The sequence below is a fragment of the Limnohabitans sp. Hippo3 genome, assembly GCF_003063665.1.
Lineage (GTDB): Bacteria > Pseudomonadota > Gammaproteobacteria > Burkholderiales > Burkholderiaceae_C > Limnohabitans_A.
The window spans coordinates 528,293-546,714 of the sequence record NZ_NESF01000001.1; the positions used below are offsets into that span (position 1 = coordinate 528,293).

At 62.3% G+C, this 18,422-nt stretch carries 19 protein-coding genes and 1 tRNA gene; 12 read left to right on the forward strand and 8 right to left on the reverse strand.

Annotation, left to right across the window (positions count from 1 at the left end; translation table 11 throughout):
• Positions 1-12 precede the first annotated feature (12 nt).
• From B9Z34_RS02455 to rpsB, 5 genes are all read right to left on the reverse strand, one after another.
• Positions 13-861, reverse strand: coding sequence for a phosphatidate cytidylyltransferase (locus B9Z34_RS02455; RefSeq protein WP_108426502.1), 849 nt, complete (start codon positions 859-861; stop codon positions 13-15).
• A gap of 90 nt (positions 862-951) precedes the next feature.
• A complete protein-coding gene (gene frr, locus B9Z34_RS02460) occupies positions 952-1,512 on the reverse strand; it encodes a ribosome recycling factor (protein ID WP_108426503.1) in 561 nt (186 codons plus the stop codon).
• Between the two features lie 24 nt (positions 1,513-1,536).
• Entirely contained in the window at positions 1,537-2,259 is a 723-nt protein-coding gene (gene pyrH / locus B9Z34_RS02465; RefSeq protein ID WP_108426504.1) for a UMP kinase, read from the reverse strand.
• 61 nt (positions 2,260-2,320) lie between these two features.
• Positions 2,321-3,214 (reverse strand): translation elongation factor Ts, encoded by an 894-nt coding sequence (gene tsf, locus B9Z34_RS02470; RefSeq protein ID WP_108426505.1) that lies wholly within the window; start codon positions 3,212-3,214, stop codon positions 2,321-2,323.
• 78 nt (positions 3,215-3,292) lie between these two features.
• Positions 3,293-4,042: a 30S ribosomal protein S2 gene (gene rpsB, locus B9Z34_RS02475; protein ID WP_108362815.1), complete on the reverse strand. Its 750-nt coding sequence runs from the start codon at positions 4,040-4,042 to the stop codon at positions 3,293-3,295.
• Between the two features lie 223 nt (positions 4,043-4,265).
• On the opposite strand from rpsB, the gene B9Z34_RS02480 reads away from it, so the two are divergent.
• Both B9Z34_RS02480 and B9Z34_RS02485 read left to right on the forward strand, forming a co-directional pair.
• Entirely contained in the window at positions 4,266-5,621 is a 1,356-nt protein-coding gene (locus B9Z34_RS02480) for an amidase (RefSeq protein WP_108426506.1), read from the forward strand.
• A 4-nt stretch (positions 5,622-5,625) separates the two neighbouring features.
• Complete coding sequence (locus B9Z34_RS02485; RefSeq protein ID WP_108426507.1) at positions 5,626-7,116, forward strand: NAD(P)H-hydrate dehydratase; 1,491 nt, start codon at positions 5,626-5,628, stop codon at positions 7,114-7,116.
• 35 nt (positions 7,117-7,151) lie between these two features.
• On the opposite strand, the gene rnr is transcribed toward B9Z34_RS02485, so the two are convergent.
• On the reverse strand, positions 7,152-9,428 hold the full coding sequence (gene rnr / locus B9Z34_RS02490; RefSeq protein WP_108426508.1) for a ribonuclease R: 2,277 nt from the start codon (positions 9,426-9,428) through the stop codon (positions 7,152-7,154).
• 18 nt (positions 9,429-9,446) lie between these two features.
• Here rnr and B9Z34_RS02495 point away from each other — a divergent pair.
• Positions 9,447-9,531 (forward strand) — tRNA-Leu (locus tag B9Z34_RS02495).
• Between the two features lie 156 nt (positions 9,532-9,687).
• Here the strand turns inward: B9Z34_RS02495 and rimO are convergent.
• Entirely contained in the window at positions 9,688-11,085 is a 1,398-nt protein-coding gene (rimO, locus tag B9Z34_RS02500; RefSeq protein WP_108426509.1) for a 30S ribosomal protein S12 methylthiotransferase RimO, read from the reverse strand.
• Between the two features lie 57 nt (positions 11,086-11,142).
• On the reverse strand, positions 11,143-11,715 hold the full coding sequence (gene phaR, locus B9Z34_RS02505; RefSeq protein ID WP_233249381.1) for a polyhydroxyalkanoate synthesis repressor PhaR: 573 nt from the start codon (positions 11,713-11,715) through the stop codon (positions 11,143-11,145).
• A 188-nt stretch (positions 11,716-11,903) separates the two neighbouring features.
• On the opposite strand from phaR, the gene B9Z34_RS02510 reads away from it, so the two are divergent.
• The 9 genes from B9Z34_RS02510 to tolA are packed head-to-tail and all read left to right on the forward strand — an operon-like array spanning position 11,904 to position 18,421.
• A complete protein-coding gene (locus B9Z34_RS02510; protein ID WP_108426510.1) occupies positions 11,904-12,542 on the forward strand; it encodes a riboflavin synthase in 639 nt (212 codons plus the stop codon).
• Positions 12,539-13,666, forward strand: a complete 1,128-nt coding sequence (ribBA, locus tag B9Z34_RS02515) for a bifunctional 3,4-dihydroxy-2-butanone-4-phosphate synthase/GTP cyclohydrolase II (RefSeq protein ID WP_108426511.1) — start codon at positions 12,539-12,541, stop codon at positions 13,664-13,666. The genes B9Z34_RS02510 and ribBA overlap by 4 nt, the downstream gene beginning before the upstream one ends.
• Positions 13,667-13,668: 2 nt before the next feature.
• Positions 13,669-14,178 (forward strand): 6,7-dimethyl-8-ribityllumazine synthase, encoded by a 510-nt coding sequence (gene ribH, locus B9Z34_RS02520; protein ID WP_108426512.1) that lies wholly within the window; start codon positions 13,669-13,671, stop codon positions 14,176-14,178.
• Positions 14,175-14,696, forward strand: coding sequence for a transcription antitermination factor NusB (nusB, locus tag B9Z34_RS02525; protein WP_108426513.1), 522 nt, complete (start codon positions 14,175-14,177; stop codon positions 14,694-14,696). Before ribH ends, nusB begins: the two co-directional genes overlap by 4 nt.
• A 40-nt stretch (positions 14,697-14,736) precedes the next feature.
• Positions 14,737-15,924 carry a pyridoxal phosphate-dependent aminotransferase gene (locus B9Z34_RS02530; protein ID WP_108426514.1) on the forward strand — a complete coding sequence of 396 codons (1,188 nt, stop codon included), beginning with the start codon at positions 14,737-14,739 and terminating at the stop codon, positions 15,922-15,924.
• Positions 15,921-16,352, forward strand: a complete 432-nt coding sequence (locus tag B9Z34_RS02535; RefSeq protein WP_108426515.1) for a YbgC/FadM family acyl-CoA thioesterase — start codon at positions 15,921-15,923, stop codon at positions 16,350-16,352. Before B9Z34_RS02530 ends, B9Z34_RS02535 begins: the two co-directional genes overlap by 4 nt.
• Positions 16,349-17,047, forward strand: a complete 699-nt coding sequence (gene tolQ / locus B9Z34_RS02540) for a protein TolQ (RefSeq protein ID WP_108426516.1) — start codon at positions 16,349-16,351, stop codon at positions 17,045-17,047. The genes B9Z34_RS02535 and tolQ overlap by 4 nt, the downstream gene beginning before the upstream one ends.
• A gap of 10 nt (positions 17,048-17,057) precedes the next feature.
• Positions 17,058-17,477, forward strand: a complete 420-nt coding sequence (locus B9Z34_RS02545) for a biopolymer transporter ExbD (RefSeq protein ID WP_108426517.1) — start codon at positions 17,058-17,060, stop codon at positions 17,475-17,477.
• Between the two features lie 14 nt (positions 17,478-17,491).
• Positions 17,492-18,421, forward strand: coding sequence for a cell envelope integrity protein TolA (tolA, locus tag B9Z34_RS02550; RefSeq protein ID WP_108426518.1), 930 nt, complete (start codon positions 17,492-17,494; stop codon positions 18,419-18,421).
• Position 18,422 lies beyond the last annotated feature (1 nt).

Consider the following 18,422-nt stretch of genomic DNA (forward strand, 5'->3'; position numbering starts at 1 on the left):
TCCGCTCTCGTTTCAAATCCAGGAAATCAACATCATCGCCAAAGGCAATGTCGGCAGCAAGGCGTCCACGCGGTCCAGAACACCGCCATGACCCGGCAGCAGGCCTGAGCTGTCTTTCATGCCCGCGCTGCGTTTGACCAGCGATTCCACCAAATCGCCCACCACGCTCATGGCAGACATGAACAGCAAAGCGGGTAGGGTCACCCACCAGCCTTTGGCCCACAACATGGAATAAAAACTCAGATCGTGCAGGGCCCAACTTCGGTCGACCTCGACCCAAACCCAAGCCACACAGAAGACCCCGAACATGCCGCCCAAAGCCCCTTCCCAGCTCTTGCCGGGGCTGATGCTGGCCGCCAGCTTGGTCTTGATCCAACGACCGCCGAGCGCCTTGCCGAAAAAATAAGCAAAAACATCGGCCGCCCACACCAACACCAAAACCGACAACAGAAAGTTCACGCCCCTTTGGTGGGCTTGTGCCATCGCCACCCAGGCCAGGGCCAACAGCGCGATACCCCCCAACCAGCGCACAGAGCGCGGCCACATGGCCCAGCCAGCCACCCCGCGTTGAACCATCCAGCTGCCCAGCAAGACCCACCAGGCACCTGCCATCAGCCACACCCATGGCGGCGTGCGCTGAACCCAGCCCATTTGCACGGCCGCCGCGCAAGCCAGCAAGCAAAGCAAGGCGCCAGACCATGCCCCTGCAGTGGGCAAGCCGTTGAGTCGCCCCCACTCCCAAGCCCCCGCGGTGATCAGCACCAAGGTCAGCGCCATGAAGGGCCAGGGGTGGGCCGCAAACAAAGCGGGCAACAGCAAGGCCAGCAAGACCAGGGCGGTGATGACGCGTTGTTTAAGCACGGGTTCTCCAGAAAAAAGGCCGCCGAATAAAAAAGGCCGCCAATTGGGCGGCCCATCAGGCCGTGTGAAGCCACGGCACCCCATTCAAAATCAAACCGCCATGATCTCTTGCTCTTTGGCAGCCACCAACTGATCGATCTCGGTCATGCGCTTGTCGGTCAGTTTCTGGATGTCGGCTTCGGCACGCTTTTGATCGTCCTCGGACGCTTCCTTGTCCTTGACCAGTTTCTTCACCGATTCGTTGGCATCGCGACGCAGATTGCGGATCGCGATCTTGCCGTTCTCGCCTTCGGTGCGGGCCAGCTTGGTCATTTCCTTGCGGCGCTCTTCGCTCATGGGCGGCATGGGCACGCGAATCAAATCGCCCATGGAGGCGGGGTTCAGGCCCAGATCGCTTTCGCGGATGGCTTTCTCGATCTTGGCACCCATGCCCTTTTCCCAAGGCTGCACGCTGATGGTGCGCGCGTCCATCAAGGACACGTTGGCCACTTGCGACAAAGGCACCATGGAGCCGTAGTAATCGACATGGATGGTGTCCAGCAGCGCCGGATTGGCACGGCCCGTGCGAATCTTGGTCAGGTTGTTTTTGAAAGCCGCAATGGATTGCTCCATTTTGGTTTCGGTTGTTTTTTTGATGTCTGCAATCGTCATGGGGTTCTCCTCGTCAGAACGGTCTCAAGCATAAACCAGGGTGCCTTCGTCCTCACCCAGCACCACGCGCTTCAAAGCGCCGTTCTTGATGATCGAAAACACCTTGATCGGCAGTTTCTGGTCGCGGCACAAGGCAAAAGCCGTGGCGTCCATGATGCCCAGATTGCGCGAAATGGCCTCATCGAAGCTGATCTCGCTGTAGCGCGTGGCCGAGGGGTCTTTTTTCGGATCGGCAGTGTAAACACCATCGACCTTGGTGGCCTTGAGCACCATCTCGGCTCCGATCTCGGCACCGCGCAAAGCAGCGGCCGTGTCGGTCGTGAAAAACGGATTGCCCGTACCCGCCGCAAACACCACCACCTTGCCCTCTTCGAGGTACTGCAAGGCCTTGGGGCGCACATAAGGCTCGACCACCTGGTCGATGCCGATGGCCGACATCACGCGGGCCGTCAGACCGGCCTTGTCCATGGCATCGGCCAGGGCCAGGGAGTTCATCACGGTGGCCAACATGCCCATGTAGTCGGCGGTGGCGCGGTCCATGCCGACCGAGCCGCCCGCCACACCCCTGAAGATGTTGCCGCCACCGATCACCACCGCCACCTGCACACCCAAGCGGGTGACTTCGGCGATTTCTTCGGCCATGCGCACGATGGTGGCGCGGTTGATGCCGAAGGCGTCGTCCCCCATCAGGGCTTCGCCCGACAGCTTGAGCAAAATGCGCTTATAGGCTGGCTTGGCTGAAGACATGACGGGCTCCTTGGGGTTCAATGTGGACGATGTGGGTGGGCAGATCAGCAGGTGTGTGAACTCAGGCTGCGCCTTGGGCAGCAGCCACTTGCGCGGCCACTTCGGCAGCGAAGTCGTCGACTTTCTTTTCAATGCCTTCACCGACCACGTACAAGGTGAATGCCTTGACGGTGGTGCCAGCGGCCTTGAGCATCTGCTCGACGGTCTGCTTGTCGTTCTTGACGAAGGACTGGTTGAACAAAGACACTTCTTTGAGGTACTTTTGCACCGAGCCTTCGACCATCTTGGTGGCGATGTCGGCAGGCTTGCCAGACTCGGCCGCCTTGGCCGCAGCGACCGAGCGCTCTTTTTCGATCAACTCGGCAGGCACTTCGGCACTGGTCAAAGAGACAGGCTTCATGGCGGCAACGTGCATGGCCACATCTTTGGCAGCAGTTTCGTCGCCTTCGTACTCGACCAACACGCCGATGCGGGTGCCGTGCAGGTAGTTCGCGATCTTGGCACCACCAGCGGCACGCTTGAAGCGGCGGAAGCTCATGTTTTCGCCGATCTTGCCGATCAGGCCCTTGCGCACTTCTTCCAGGGTGGGGCCAAAGCCGTCCTGGCTGTAAGGCAGAGCGCCCAAAGCAGCGATGTCGGCAGGGTTGTGCTCGGCCACCAGCTTGGCAGCGGCGTTGGCCAAAGCCAGGAAGCTGTCGTTCTTGGTCACGAAGTCGGTTTCGCAGTTGACTTCGATCATGGCGCCTGTGGTGCCGCTCACGAAGCTGGTCACCACGCCTTCGGCGGTCACACGCGAAGCGGCCTTGCCAGCCTTGGTGCCCAGCTTGACGCGCAGCAACTCTTCGGCTTTGGCCATGTCGCCTTCGGCTTCGGTCAGGGCTTTTTTGCACTCCATCATGGGAGCGTCGGTTTTTGCGCGCAGTTCAGCGACCATGCTTGCGGTAATTGCAGCCATTTGATTTCTCCGTATTCAGTCTAAAAGTCAGATTAAAAAAAAGGGGCCACAAAGCCCCTTTCATCGAGTGTTGGGAACTCAGGCAGAAGCGTTGGCTTCTTCGACGAATTCGTCAGCGCCTTCGGTCACGGCCTTGACCACGTCATTGACCGCATTGGCGCGGCCTTCGATGATCGCGTCGGCGATGCCACGGGCGTACAAAGCCACGGCCTTGGCCGAGTCGTCGTTACCGGGGATGATGTAGTCGATGCCTTCGGGCGAGTGGTTGGAGTCCACCACACCGATCAATGGAATGCCCAGTTTCTTGGCTTCCGAGATGGCGATCTTGTGGTAGCCGACGTCGATCACGAAAATCGCATCAGGCAAAGCCGCCATGTCCTGGATACCGCCGATGTCTTTTTCGAGCTTTTCCATCTCGCGCTTGAACATCAGCTGTTCTTTTTTGCTCAGGCTGTCGAGGCCGACTTCCTGCTGAGCCTTCATGTCCTTCAGACGCTTGATCGAGGTCTTGACGGTTTTGAAGTTGGTCAGCATGCCGCCCAACCAGCGCTGGTCGACGAAAGGCACGCCAGCGCGCTGGGCTTCAGCAGCCACCAGCTCACGGGCCTGGCGCTTGGTGCCCACCATCAGGATGGTGCCGCGGTTGGCAGACAGCTGCTTGGCGAACTTGATCGCGTCCTGGAACATCGGCAGCGATTTTTCCAGGTTGATGATGTGGATTTTGTTGCGGTGGCCGAAGATGAACGGGGCCATCTTGGGGTTCCAGAAGCGGGTTTGGTGACCGAAGTGGACACCGGCTTCCAGCATTTCGCGCATGGTAACGGACATGAAAATACTCCAAAGGTTAGGTCTAAAACCCGGTCCACTGATCGCGCACAGCCTGTAAAAGACTGGGCGCAACACCTTGACGGGACGGGTTCGCGGATGGACTTTGCCGAATTCAGGTCATTGCTCAAGTGTCATGTTCGACATGACACTCACAAGACAGCGCCCGAGCTCCGCAAAGCCTTAGGATTATAGCATCCTGACCCACCCTAAAGCGCCCTCCCCCATGAAAGCTGACCTGATCGCCACCCGGCAAGCCATCCGGGCTGGCTCCACCCACCCCCAGGCCGTTGCAGAAGCTTGTTTGGCTGCGGCTCAAAGCACCGCCTGCCAGCATGCCTTCATGCAACTGACCCCCGAGGCACTGCAACAAACAGCCCAGCAGCCCCAAGTGGCCCAAAGCCCGCTCGCGGGCCTGGCGGTATCCATCAAAGACCTGTTTGACATTCAAGGGCAGATCACCCAGGCAGGCTCGGTCGTTCTGAAAAATCAGCCCCCTGCGGCCGCAGATGGTGCAGCCGTGGCACGTTTGCGGGCCGCAGGCGCAGGCCTGATCGGGCGCACGAACATGGTTGAGTTTGCCTTTTCGGGCGTGGGCACCAACCCCCACCACGGCACGCCTGCCGCCTGGGACGGTCTTCATGACCAGCCCGTCGGCGCCCCCGGGCAGCCCCATGTGCCTGGTGGATCCAGCTCGGGCGCTGCCGTATCGGTTGCCACGGGTGCCGCCTTCATCGGTCTGGGCTCGGACACGGGGGGCTCGATCCGGGTGCCCGCCGCCTTGAACGGCATCGTGGGCTTCAAAAACACCGCCCGCCTGGTGCCCACCACAGGCGCCCTGCCCCTGTCCACCACGCTCGACACCGTGTGCGCCATGACACGCACGGTGCGCGACGCGATTTTGGCCCACGAAGTGCTCTCGGCCAGGCGCGTTCCGCAAGGGCGGCGTCCTCTCTCTGGCTACCGCCTGGCGGTCATCAAGAGCCTGATGCAGGACAGCATGGATGCCACGGTCACGCAGGCTTTTGAGCGCAGCCTGAACACATTGAGGGCTTCTGGGGCACGCATCGACGAGATCGCGCTGACCGAGTTGAACGAGCTGGCCCCCATGATGAGCACGGGCGGCTTCAGCCCGGCCGAGGGTTATGCCTGGCACCGTGCACTGATCGAGCGCGAAGCCGAACGCTACGACCCGCGCGTCCTGCAACGCTTGATGCGCGGCGCGGGCATGAAAGCCCACGAGTACATCGATTTGGTGCAGGCCCGTCGGCAATGGATAGGCCGCGTGGAAATGGCACTGGTGGGTTACGACGCCGTGCTCTCGCCCACCACACCCATCACAGGCCCACAAATCAGCGCCGTGGCCCCGGGTGCCGAGCGCGATGCCGAGTTTTTCCGGGTCAACGGCCTGCTGCTGCGCAACACCAGCGCCGTGAACACGCTCGACGGCTGCGGCATCTCCCTGCCCTGCCATGCGCCGGACGAGCTGCCCGTGGGCTTGATGGTCTGGCACGCGGCCATGCACGACGACACCATTTTGCAGCTGGCCTCGCTGCTCGAACCCATGCTGCAACAGCACTGAAACCATGCACACCCTGAGCCGCTCACACGCCTGGCCCATCCTGGGGCCCGCACAGGTGCGGCAGCTCGAACCTGCGCTGCAAGCCCTCAGCCCCACGCCTTTGATGCAAAGCGCGGGCCTGGCCTGCGCCCGACTGGCCCTGGCCGTGGCGCCCCATGCCCGGCGCGTTTGGGTCGCGGCTGGCCCGGGCAACAATGGGGGCGACGGTCTGGAAGCCGCTTTGCACCTGCACCGATGGGGCAAAGAAGTGGTGGTCAGCCTGGTGGCCTCAACCGGACCCAGCCCAACCGATGCACAAGCGGCCTTGCAACGGGCGCAACAAGCGGGCGTGCGCATTCAGCCTGACGTACCCAAGGAATGGTTGCAGAAAATGGCTGCAGAAGATTTGTGCATCGACGCCCTGCTGGGCATCGGTGCCTCACGCCCCTTGAGTGCTGACTTGAAGGCTTGGGTGCTGGCCATGCAGCAGGGCGCAGCTCCGGTGCTGGCCATCGACGTGCCCACTGGGCTGAACCCGCAATCGGGCCAGTGGCTGGATGGTGAAACCGGCCACACCTTGGCCGTGCGGGCAGACCACACCTTGAGCCTCATCGCGGTGCAGCCCGGTATGCTCATGGGGCATGGGCGCGATGCCAGTGGCCAAATCTGGCTCGAAAACCTGGGCTACCAAGCCAGCCAGCACCGATTGCCGCCACTGGCCTGGCTCAATGCCCCCTGCGCAGCAACACCCAAGCCCCACGCCAGCCACAAAGGCAGCCACGGCGATGTGGCCGTGATCGGTGGCGAAGGCATGGCCCCACACGGCATGGACATGCGCGGCGCAGCCGTTTTGGCGGCCACTGCCGCCTTGCACGCAGGTGCGGGGCGCGTCATCTTGAGCCTGTTGTCCGGCCACGCCAGCGACAGCGCACCGCCCGATGTGATGCAACGCGAATTCAAGCGCCTGGCGCTGGAAAAACTGCATGTGGTGTGCGGCTGCGGCGGCGGCACCGCTGTGGAGGCGGTCTTGCCCGAGGTGCTGCAGCGCAGCGCCTGCCTGGTGCTGGACGCCGATGGGCTCAATGCCGTGGCGCAAGACAGCGCACTGCAAAACGCGCTGCGCCAACGGGGCTCCAAACAACCCACCGTGATCACACCCCACCCGCTGGAGGCTGCCCGGTTGCTGGGTTGCAGCACGGCCCAGGTGCAAAACAACCGTTTGAAAGCAGCGCAAGAATTGGCCGAGCGCTTCCAATGCAGCGTGGTCCTGAAGGGTTCGGGCACCGTGATCGCCGCGCCTGGACTCACGCCGCGCATCAACATCACGGGCAACGGGCGCCTGGCCATCGGCGGCACGGGCGATGTGCTGGCCGGCCTCGTGGGGGCCCGCATGGCGCAAGGCCAAAACGCCTTAGATGCCGCCTGCGCAGCGGTGGCCCAACACGGCCAAGTGGCCGACGCCTGGCCACCGGGCGAGGCCCTCACCGCCAGCCGACTGGCTCAGCGCCTGGTCTGAAGGGCCTCAACACAGAACCTGGTCTGAACCCCGCCTCAGCGTCGGGGCTTGGTGGTCCTGGCACCCTTCTTCTTGGCGGCCGCTTTTTTCACCGAGGCCTTGAGCGCCTGGATGGGGGAGCGATTGCGTTCGGCATCGGCCAAGCGGCGGTCCTGGGCGCCCCGCTTTTTGTCTCGCCCGCCTTCATTCGGTGCCAACACGCCTTTGTCGCGCATCGCACGCGGCACCAAATCGTCGCCCGCTGTCACCAGCCGGAAGTCGATCTTGCGCCCGTCCAGGTCCACCCGGCTGACCTGCACCTGCACCCGGCTGCCAATGGCGTAGCGGATGCCGGTACGTTCGCCGCGCAACTCCTGGCGCAACTCGTCGAAGCGGAAATACTCACCCCCCAGCTCGGTGATGTGCACCAGCCCTTCCACATACAAAGTGTCCAGTGTCACGAAGATGCCGAAGCTGGTGGCCGCAGACACCACGCCGCTGTATTCCTCGCCCAAATGCTCGCGCATGTATTTGCACTTCAGCCAGGCTTCCACATCACGGCTGGCCTCGTCGGCGCGGCGTTCGTTGGCGCTGCAGTGCAGACCCGCGGCCTCCCAGGCGCGCTGGTCGGCGGCCGACATGCGCACGCGCGGCGCAGACGACTCGGGCGCATCGCCCTTGGCCGCGCGGCTCTTCTCCAGCCGTTTGCTCAGCTTGGCATGCGCCTCGCCCGGCACAGGCAAGCTGGGCAGCGTGTATTTGCGGTCCAGCAAAATCGCCTTGATGACCCGGTGCACCAGCAAATCCGGGTAGCGCCGGATCGGGCTGGTGAAGTGGGTGTAGGCCTCATAGGCCAACCCAAAGTGCCCGCTGTTGACCGGGGTGTAGATGGCCTGCTGCATCGAGCGCAGCAGCATGGTGTGGATCTGCTGCGCGTCCGGGCGGTCCTTGGTCGCGAGCGCAATTTTTTGGAACTCGCTGGTGTGCGGATCGTCGCTGATGCTCATGCCCAGACCCAGGGCCTTGAGGTAATTGCGCAGGATGTCTTTTTTCTCGGCCGTGGGGCCTTCATGCACCCGGAACAAGCCGGGGTGCTTGCCCTGCTGGATGAAGTCGGCGCTGCAGACGTTGGCCGCCAGCATGGCTTCCTCAATCAAACGGTGCGCTTCGTTGCGCACGCGCGGCACGATCTTCTCGATGCGGCCACTTTCATCACACACGATTTGCGTTTCGGTGGTTTCAAAGTCTACTGCGCCGCGCACTGCACGCGAGGCCAGCAAGGCACGGTACACGTCCTGCAGGTTCATCAGGTCGGTCACACGCTCCTTGCGTTTGGCCGCTTCCGGTCCGCGGGTGTTGGCCAAAATGGCCGCGACTTCGGTGTAGGTGAAACGCGCATGGCTGTGCATCACCGCCGGGTAAAACTGGTAGGCATGCACATCGCCCTTGGCGTTGACCAGCATGTCGCACACCATGCACAAACGGTCCACATCCGGGTTGAGCGAACACAGGCCGTTGGACAATTTCTCGGGCAGCATGGGGATCACGCGGCGCGGGAAATACACGCTGGTGGCGCGGTCGTAGGCATCGATGTCAATCGCGCTGCCGGTTTGCACATAGTGGCTCACATCGGCAATGGCGACCAGCAAACGCCAGCCTTTGCCTCGGCCCACTTTGGCCGGTTCGCAATACACCGCGTCGTCAAAGTCGCGCGCGTCTTCACCGTCGATCGTGACCAAGGGCACGTCGCGCAAATCGACCCGGTCCTTGCGGTCCTTGGCCAGCACCTTGTCAGGCAGGCCTTTGGCCTGCTCCAGACAGGCCGCAGAAAATTCGTGCGGCACGCTGTATTTGCGCACGGCAATCTCGATCTCCATGCCCGGGTCGTCGATCTCGCCCAGCACTTCTTTCACGCGGCCCACCGGTTGCCCGAACAAGGCAGGCGGCTCGGTCAACTCGACCACCACCACCTGGCCCGGCTTGGCCGTGCCCGTGGCCCCTTTGGGGATCATCACGTCCTGGCCATAGCGCTTGTCCTCAGGCGCCACCAGCCACAAGCCGCCTTCGTGCAACAAGCGGCCGATGATGGGCTGCTCCGGGCGCTCGACAATCTCGACGATGCGGCCCTCGGGGCGACCCTTGCGGTCCTGGCGCACGATGCGCACCTTGACGCGGTCCTTGTGCAACACGGCACGCATCTCGTTGGGTGACAAATAAATGTCCGACTCGCCGTTGTCACGGATCAAAAATCCGTGGCCATCGCGGTGTCCTTGAACACTTCCTTCAATTTCTTCCAGCAAGCCGCTGGGTGGCGCTACTTTTTTGATATACAATCCTTTTATTCCTGAGGCGCCCAGATGGCGGAATTGGTAGACGCACTAGTTTCAGGTACTAGCGAGTAACATCGTGGAGGTTCGAGTCCTCTTCTGGGCACCAATCTTATCGAATCAGATAAGTTCAAAACACAACAAGCCGTTGATTTCTGATCAACGGCTTTTTTGTTGCTTGAAACACTTGTCTCGGCACTCGAACCGTGCAACGCATGGCGCACGCGGACCGCCCGAAGGCTGGCCAGCGATGCACCGCAGCGCATCAAACCGGCACCCCCACCAGGTCGTGGCCTTCCACGCTGACGATGCGGGCGCGGGTGAATTCGCCCACCTTGAGGGTTTTGCTCATTTTCTCGGGTGGCAACAAACGCACCACACCATCGATTTCGGGCGCATCACCAAAGCTGCGCCCCACCCCACCACGACGGCCCATGGCCGGAGCGCTGTCCACCAACACCTGCATGGTGGCACCCACGCGCTGGTGCAAGCGGGCAATCGACACCTCTTCGGCCACCGCCATGAATCGGGCACGGCGCTCTTCGCGCAGTACCTCGGGCAGCATGCCGGGCAAATCGTTGGCCGTTGCCCCCTTGACCGGGCTGTAGGCAAAACACCCCGCGCGGTCAATCTGCGCTTCGCGCAAAAAGCCCAGCAGGTGCTCGAATTCTTCTTCGGTCTCTCCCGGAAAACCGGCAATGAAGGTGCTGCGAATGACCAGCTCAGGGCACAGTTCGCGCCAACGCTGAATGCGCTCCAGGTTTTTCTCGCCGCTGGCCGGGCGCTTCATGCGGCGCAGCACATCGGGGTGGCTGTGCTGAAACGGCACATCCAGATAAGGCAAGACCAGGCCCTCGGCCATCAAGGGGATGATGTCGTCCACGCTCGGATAGGGGTAGACGTAGTGCAATCGCACCCAGGCCCCGCGCTCCCGAGCCATCTCGCCCAGGGTCTGCACCAGCTCCAGCATGCGGGTCTTGACCGGTTTGCCGTCCCAAAAACCCGTGCGGTATTTCACATCCACGCCATAAGCCGAAGTGTCCTGGCTGATGACCAGCAACTCTTTCACGCCGCCCTCAAACAGCGCTTTGGCTTCTTTGAGCACATCGCCAATCGGGCGCGAGACCAGGTCGCCCCGCATGGACGGGATGATGCAAAAGGTGCAGCGGTGGTTGCAGCCTTCGCTGATCTTCAAATAGGCATAGTGGCGGGGCGTGAGCTTGAGGCCCGCTTCGCCAAAGCCACCCGGCACCAAATCCAGAAACGGGTCGTGCGGCTTGGGCAGGTGCGTGTGCACCGCGTCCATCACCTCTTGCGTGGCGTGCGGCCCGGTCACGGCCAACACGCTGGGGTGCATTTCGCGCACCATGTTGCCACCGCCCTCGCCTGTTTTGGCACCCAGGCAACCGGTCACGATCACTTTGCCGTTCTCGTTCAAGGCCTCGGCAATCGTGTCAAGACTCTCCTGAATCGCTTCGTCGATGAAGCCACAGGTGTTGACGATGACCAGGTCAGCGCCCTCAAACGTCTTGGACGTCTGGTAGCCCTCGGCACTCAGTTGGGTCAGGATCAGTTCGGAATCGGTCAGCGCTTTGGGGCAGCCCAGGCTGACAAAGCCCACTTTGGGGGCGAGAACAGGGGGGTTAGCGGTCATTTCACTCATGCCCGCATTGTCCCCGCAAAAACGACTGGTCTGTGACAAAAGGGCATGCAGAGCCCATCAAGTCCTTAAACCCATCACACCCAAGAGCTGCTCGGTGTTCTTCTGGATCTGCTTTTGCATCTGCTCCTGCATTTGAGCCATGACGTTTTGCGAGGGATTGGCCAGGCCGGAAAACATGTTCTGCATCAAAGGCGTTTGCCACTGCATGAACTGCGCCCACACCTCCGGGCTGAGGGCCGGGCTGGACTCGCCCAGCTTGCTTTGCCAGTCCATGAAGGACTGGACATGGCTTTCCAAATAAGAGCCCATGTGGCCCTGCATGGCGTGGCCATAAAAGCGGATGATGTTGGACAACACCGCCTCACTGAACATAGGCACGCCTGCGGATTCTTCTTCCAGAATGATCTGCAGCAAGATGGAACGCGTCAGATCTTCACCGGTTTTGGCGTCCACCACCACCATGGGGGCTGCCGCCATGACCAGCTTCTTGATCTCGGCCAAGGTCACATAGGTGGAGGTTTGCGTGTCGTACAAGCGCCTGTTGGGGTACTTCTTGATGGTGCGCACAGCGTTGGGCACCGAGGCGCTGGGGGCTGACGGGGTCGACTTGGCTTGGGGCTTGACCGGCAATGAAAACTCCTGCGGGGACACTGCAATTGAAAAATCTGCTGCAACGCAACATTCTAGGCACAGCCTTGTGGCCTTCGTGCCTTGGTTTACCCTGATCTCCAACTTGGCGGCCGGCAGCCGAGCGCCTGTGGGCTTTTTTGTTGCCAACCGTCCCGATTCACCCTCTTTACCTGCGAAAATACACGGCTATGTTCACCGGAATCATCACCGGCGTGGGGCGAATCGTCGCCATCCACGACCTGGGTCGCTCTTTACACCACGGCAAGCGCCTCACCATCGAGGCCCCCGCCGGGTACCTTGACGATGTGGGCCTGGGCGACAGCATCGCCCTCAATGGCGCTTGCATGACCGTCACCACCTTCAACCCCGAGAGCCGTCAGTTCACCATCGACATCTCGGCCGAATCGCTGGCCAAAACCAGCGGCCTGGACAGAGAAGGCACCGTCAACCTCGAAAAAGCGCTGCGCGCCCACGACCGCCTGGGCGGGCACATCGTGTCCGGTCATGTGGACGGCGTGGGCCACATCAGCCATTTCGAGCAGATCGGTGAAAGCTGGGAGCTGCGCATCCTGGCGCCGCACACCCTGGCCAAATACCTCGCCTACAAAGGCTCGATCACCGTCAATGGCGTCAGCCTCACCGTCAACCGCGTGGCCGATCTGGCTGAGGGCTGCGAGATCAGCATCAACCTGATCCCCCACACCGTGGACAACACCGCCCTCGGCAGCCTCCAAGCGGGCAGCCGGGTCAACCTCGAAATCGACACCGTGGCCCGCTATGTGGAGCGCATGCTCAGCGCAGGCCTGGTCCAGAAAGACACCGCATGAACGTGCCCGCACAACTGACCCCCGTGGCGATTTCGCCCGTCGAAGAGATCGTGGCCGAGATGAAAGCCGGTCGCATCGTGATCCTGGTCGACGAAGAAGACCGCGAAAACGAAGGCGACCTGGTCCTGGCCTCGGACCACGTCACGCCCGAAGCCATCAACTTCATGGCCCGCTTCGGTCGGGGTCTGATTTGCCTCACGCTCACCCGCGAGCGCTGCGAATTCTTGAAGCTGCCGCCCATGGCCGCGCGCAACGGCACCGTGTACAGCACGGCGTTTACTGTCTCCATTGAAGCCGCCGAAGGCGTGACCACCGGCATCTCGGCCGCTGACCGTGCCCGCACGGTGCAAGTGGCCGTGGCCAAGACCAGCCAGCCGACCGACCTGGTGCAGCCCGGCCACATCTTCCCGCTGCAAGCCGTAGACGGCGGCGTGCTCATGCGTGCGGGCCACACCGAAGCCGGTTGCGACCTGGCTGCGATGGCCGGATGCAGCCCCTCTTCCGTGATCTGCGAGATCATGAAAGACGACGGCACCATGGCCCGCCTGCCCGATTTGCAAATCTTCGCGGCCGAACACGGCCTGAAAATCGGCACGATTGCCGACTTGATCGAGTACCGCAGCCGCAACGAATCGCTCGTCGAGCGCATCGGCAGTCGCACACTGCAAACCGCGCATGGCGAATTCACCGCCCACGCCTTCCGCGACCAACCCAGCCAGACCGTGCACCTGGCCCTGGTCAAAGGCCAATGGTCGGCCGACGCAGAAGTGGCCGTGCGCGTGCACGAGCCGCTGTCGGTGCTCGACGCCCTCGAAGTCAACCGCGCCATGCACTCCTGGAGTCTGGACGCGAGCCTCAGCTACATCAACGCCCAAGGCTGCGGCGTGGCGGTGCTGCTCAACTGCGGCGAATCGGCCGACCAATTGCTGGCCCAGTTTGAAGGCCGCGCCCGCTCGGCTCAAGCGCCCGAGCGCGGCAAGATGGACCTGCGCACCTACGGCGTGGGCGCACAAATCCTGCGCGAATGCGGCGTGCACAAAATGCGCCTCATGGGCCAGCCCCGCCGCATGCCCAGCATGACCGGCTACGGCCTCGAAATCACCGCTTACATCCCCAAGGAATAACCATGCTCGAAGCCAACAAAGGCCAGGCCGAAGAACTCGACGGCCAATTTCTGCACATCGGCATCGTGCAGGCCCGCTTCAACGAAGATATCACCAACGCCCTGGCCAAAGCCTGCATCGAAGAACTCGAAGCCCTGGGCGTGACCAGCATCGACCACGTCATGGTGCCCGGCGCTTTGGAAGTGCCCGTGACCCTACAGGCCATGGCCGAGCGAGCCGAATACGACGCCTTGATCGCGCTGGGCTGCATCATCCGTGGCGAGACTTACCACTTCGAGCTGGTGGCCAACGAATCCGGCGCGGGTGTGAGCCGCGTGGCACTCGACTACAACCTGCCGATCGCCAACGCCATCCTGACCACCGAAAACCTGGAACAAGCCATCGTGCGCCAGACCGAAAAAGGCCGTGACGCAGCCCGCGTGGCGGTCGAGATGGCCTGCATCATGGATGACCTGTCGGCCGACATGGCCGAGTTGGCCGACGAGTTGGACGACGAAGAGACCACCCGATGAGCGAAGCCACCCCCACACCGGGCAGCACCGACGCAGGCCAAAAGCCTGCTGCTGGTACGCGCAAATCCTCCGCCAAGCCCGCCCGCAGCCGCTCGCGTGAATTCGCGCTGCAGGCGCTTTACCAGCACCTGGTGGGCCGCAACGAAGCGGCTGACATCGATGTCTTCACACGCGACCTGTCGGGCTTTCACAAAGCCGACTCGGCCCATTACGACGCCCTGCTGTACGGCTGTGTCGAACAGGCCCAGGCACTGGACGCCTTGATCGCGCCCAAGCTGGACCGCAACTTTGCCGAAATCTCCCCCGTCGAGCGGGCCATCATGTGGATCGGCGTCTACGAAATGCAGCACTGCCTCGACGTGCCTTGGCGCGTGGTGCTTAACGAATGCATCGAACTGGCCAAGGACTTTGGCGGCACCGACGGCCACAAATATGTGAACGCCGTGCTGAACGGTCTGGCGCCCGAGCTGCGCAGCGCCGAGGTGCAGGCCGACCGCCAATCCGGCCGCGCCAAATAAACCCCATATCCCAGAAGCAAACCCCAAGACCCCAGACCCCATGCGCATCTCTGAGCGAGCCGAGCGGATCGAGCCCTTTTGGGTGATGGAGGTGGCCAAAGCCGCTTCGCAAAAAGCCCGCGAGGTCGCTCACACCGACCGGCCTGTGGTGTTTTTGAACATCGGCGAGCCCGATTTCACCGCCCCGCCCCGGGTGCAACAAGCCGCACAGGCGGTTATCCAATCCGGCCACACCCAATACACCCCCGCACTGGGCCTGGACGCCCTGCGGCAAGCCATCAGCGGCTGGTACGCGCAGCGCTTTGGCGTGCAAGTGCCCGCCAGCCGCATCGTGGTCACCGCAGGCGCATCGGCGGCTTTGCAATTGGCCTGCCTGGCACTGATCGACCGGGGCGATGAAATCCTCATGCCCGACCCGAGCTACCCCTGCAACCGCCACTTCGTGAGCGCGGCTGAGGGCACGGCGGTCTTGCTGCCCACCACGGCCGAAGAGCGCTTTCAGTTGAGCGCCGCCAAAGTGGCCGCTGCATGGGGCCCCAAAACGCGTGGTGTTTTGCTGGCGTCGCCCTCCAATCCCACGGGGACGTCCATTGACCCGGCTGAGCTGGCCCGAATCATCGACGTGGTGCGCAACCACGGCGGCATCACCCTGATCGACGAGATTTATCTGGGCCTGAGCCACGACGACCAGTTCGGCCAAAGCGCCCTGGCCTTGGGCGACGACGTCATCAGCATCAACAGCTTCAGCAAATACTTCAACATGACCGGCTGGCGCCTGGGCTGGCTGGTGGTGCCCGAGCAGCTCACGCCCGTGCTGGAGCGCCTGGCGCAAAACCTGTTTATCTGTGCCAGCACCGTGGCGCAGCAAGCTGCCTTGGCCTGCTTTGAGGCTGAGAGCCTGGCCGAATACGAACGCCGCCGCGCAGAGTTCAAGGCGCGGCGCGACTACTTCATCCCGGCCCTGAACGCGCTGGGCCTGAACGTGCCCGTGGCCCCTGATGGCGCGTTTTACGCCTGGGCCGACTGCAGCGCCGCCTGCCAAAAACTGGGCCTGAAAGACAGCTGGGACTTTGCCTTTGCCGCGCTCGAACACGCCCATGTGGCCATCACGCCCGGGCGCGACTTTGGCACCGACCAGACTGGCCGCTTTGTGCGCTTTTCCACCGCCAACTCGATGGCAGAGCTGCAAACCGCCATCGCCCGCCTAAAAACCTGGTTGCAGCCATGAACAGCAGCAACGTGAGCCCCAGCGTTTTTGAACACCCCATCCGCATCTATTGGGAAGACACCGACGCGGGCGGCATCGTGTTCTATGCCAACTACCTCAAATTTTTTGAGCGTGCCCGCACAGAGTGGCTGCGCGCCCTGGGCTTTGGCCAGCAGGTGTTGCGCGACGAATCGGGTGGCATGTTTGTCGTGAGTGAGACGGCCGTCAAATACCACTCGCCCGCCCGCCTGGACGACACCCTGGTGGTGACCGCCGAGCTGCAAAGCGGCGGCAAAGCCAGCCTGACCATTGCCCAGCGTGCCTACCTGCGCACAGCGGGCCAAGCCGATCGACTCCTGGCCGAAGGCACGATTCGCTTGGGCTGGGTCGACAGCCACACCCTGAAACCTGGCCGCATCCCGGCCCCCGTTCTGGAAGCCCTGAAATGAACCAAGACATGTCCATCGTCTCGCTGCTGCTGCACGCCAGTTTTGTCGTGCAACTGGTGGTGCTCATTTTGATCAGCATTTCGGTGGCCAGCTGGGCCGCCATCGTGCGCAAGCTCACCGCCATCAAACGCATCAAAAACCTCAACGAAGAGTTTGAGCGCGTGTTTTGGTCGGGCACCAGCCTCAACGAGCTGTTCAACGCGGCCAGCCAAAACGCCAAGCTGTCTGGCCCCATGGAGCGCATCTTTGCCAGCGGCATGCGCGAATACCAAAAACTGCGCGAACGCCACATCAGCGATGCAGGCACCCTGCTCGACGGTGCACGCCGCGCCATGCGGGCCAGCTTCCAGCGCGAAATGGACGTGGCCGAATCGCAACTGGCCTTTCTCGCCTCGGTCGGCTCCATCTCGCCTTATGTTGGTTTGTTTGGCACCGTTTGGGGCATCATGCACGCCTTCACAGGCTTGGCCAGCTTGCAGCAAGTGACCCTGGCCACCGTGGCCCCCGGCATTGCCGAAGCGCTGGTGGCCACCGCCATTGGCCTGTTTGCGGCCATCCCGGCGGTGCTCGCCTACAACCGCTTCTCGCACGACGTGGACCGCATCGCCATCAAGCTGGAAACCTTCATCGAAGAGTTCTCCAACATCCTGCAGCGCAGTCTCGGCGGGGCCAACTGCTCGGCCTCGGGCCACTGAAAGGACCGCCATGCCCGCTGTGTCATCCCGGGGCCGTGGTCGCCGCACCATCGCCGAAATCAACATGGTGCCCTTCATCGACGTGATGTTGGTGCTGCTCATCATCTTCATGGTGACTGCGCCCATGATCACGCCCAGCATGGTGGACCTGCCCAGCGTGGGCAAAGCTGCCAAACAACCCGACAAAGTCATCCAGATCGTGATCCAGAAAGACGAGCGGCTGGAGCTGGTGAGCGAGGGCAAAACCGACAGCGCCACCCTGCCCAGCGTGGCGGCCAGCGTGAAACGCCTGGTCGGCGACGAGCAAAACACCGCCGTGGTCATCAGCGCCGACCGCACCGTCAAATACGAAACCGTGGTGCAAGTCATGGACAGCCTGCAACGCGCGGGCATCGCTCGTGTAGGCCTGTCGGTTCAACTGGCACCTTGAGCAGGGACACGGGTTTGAACGCCAAGGCGACGCCACACCTCGAGTTTGCGCCACCGGCACAACCGGGCGCGGGTCGCGCCTGGGTCGTGGCCGGGGTGGCGCACGCCTTGTTGTTTCTGGCCCCGGGCTTGGCCACCGCTTGGAAAACCCAGCCGCAAACCGTGCAAGCCGAAGCTGAACTGTGGTCCGCCACACCGCAAGCGGCGGCCCCCAAACTGCAAGAACCCCCGCCAGAACCAGACCCCGAGCCCCAGCCTGCGCCCAAGCCCGAGCCCGTCAAACCCACGCCACCACAGCCCGACCCCGCGCTGGAGCGCCGCGACGCGCAAATCGCACTCGAAAAGCAAAAACAGCTGGACAAGAAAAAAGAAGCCGAGAAGGCTGAAAAGCTGAAAGCCGAGAGAGAAAAAGCAGCCCAAGAAAAAGCCAAGGCTGAGAAAGAAAAAGCCGAAACCCGGCGCAAAGAGCTTGAAAAAGAAAAGCTCGCCAAAGAGAAAAAAGCGCAAGAAGAGAAAGAACGCGACAAGAAGAAAGCCGCAGAAAAAGCCAAGGCCGACAAAGCCGATGCAGCGCGTGCAGATGCCTTGCGCCAGGAAAACCTCAAGCGCATGCAAGGCATGGCTGGCGCATCGGGCGGCGAAAACGCCACAGGCACCGCACTCAAATCATCGGGCCCATCGGCCAGCTATGCGGGCCGCCTGGTAGGCCGCATCAAGCCCAACATCACCTACCCCGGCGATGTGGTGGGCAACCCGCGTGCCGAGGTCGAAGTCAAAGTCAGCCCCGACGGCACCATCCTGAGCCGCCGCATCGTGCAGACCAGTGGCAACAAAGCCTGGGACGACGCCGTGCTGCGGGCCATCGACAAAACAGAAGTCTTCCCCAAAGACAGCGACGGCCGGGTGCCGCCTGTGATCGTGCTGGGGTTCAGGCCGCTGGATTGAA

What these genes read in the sequence shown, in the direction of transcription:
- frr (WP_108426503.1), bottom strand. Translation starts at nt 1,512, where the DNA reads ATGACGATTGCAGACATCAAAAAAACAACCGAAACCAAAATGGAGCAA.
- B9Z34_RS02530 (WP_108426514.1), top strand. Translation starts at nt 14,737, where the DNA reads ATGCGCATCTCTGAGCGAGCCGAGCGGATCGAGCCCTTTTGGGTGATG.
- B9Z34_RS02535 (WP_108426515.1), top strand. Translation starts at nt 15,921, where the DNA reads ATGAACAGCAGCAACGTGAGCCCCAGCGTTTTTGAACACCCCATCCGC.
- tsf (WP_108426505.1), bottom strand. Translation starts at nt 3,214, where the DNA reads ATGGCTGCAATTACCGCAAGCATGGTCGCTGAACTGCGCGCAAAAACC.
- B9Z34_RS02480 (WP_108426506.1), top strand. Translation starts at nt 4,266, where the DNA reads ATGAAAGCTGACCTGATCGCCACCCGGCAAGCCATCCGGGCTGGCTCC.
- ribBA (WP_108426511.1), top strand. Translation starts at nt 12,539, where the DNA reads ATGAACGTGCCCGCACAACTGACCCCCGTGGCGATTTCGCCCGTCGAA.
- ribH (WP_108426512.1), top strand. Translation starts at nt 13,669, where the DNA reads ATGCTCGAAGCCAACAAAGGCCAGGCCGAAGAACTCGACGGCCAATTT.
- B9Z34_RS02545 (WP_108426517.1), top strand. Translation starts at nt 17,058, where the DNA reads ATGCCCGCTGTGTCATCCCGGGGCCGTGGTCGCCGCACCATCGCCGAA.
- rpsB (WP_108362815.1), bottom strand. Translation starts at nt 4,042, where the DNA reads ATGTCCGTTACCATGCGCGAAATGCTGGAAGCCGGTGTCCACTTCGGT.
- tolQ (WP_108426516.1), top strand. Translation starts at nt 16,349, where the DNA reads ATGAACCAAGACATGTCCATCGTCTCGCTGCTGCTGCACGCCAGTTTT.
- B9Z34_RS02510 (WP_108426510.1), top strand. Translation starts at nt 11,904, where the DNA reads ATGTTCACCGGAATCATCACCGGCGTGGGGCGAATCGTCGCCATCCAC.
- pyrH (WP_108426504.1), bottom strand. Translation starts at nt 2,259, where the DNA reads ATGTCTTCAGCCAAGCCAGCCTATAAGCGCATTTTGCTCAAGCTGTCG.
- B9Z34_RS02485 (WP_108426507.1), top strand. Translation starts at nt 5,626, where the DNA reads ATGCACACCCTGAGCCGCTCACACGCCTGGCCCATCCTGGGGCCCGCA.
- nusB (WP_108426513.1), top strand. Translation starts at nt 14,175, where the DNA reads ATGAGCGAAGCCACCCCCACACCGGGCAGCACCGACGCAGGCCAAAAG.
- rimO (WP_108426509.1), bottom strand. Translation starts at nt 11,085, where the DNA reads ATGAGTGAAATGACCGCTAACCCCCCTGTTCTCGCCCCCAAAGTGGGC.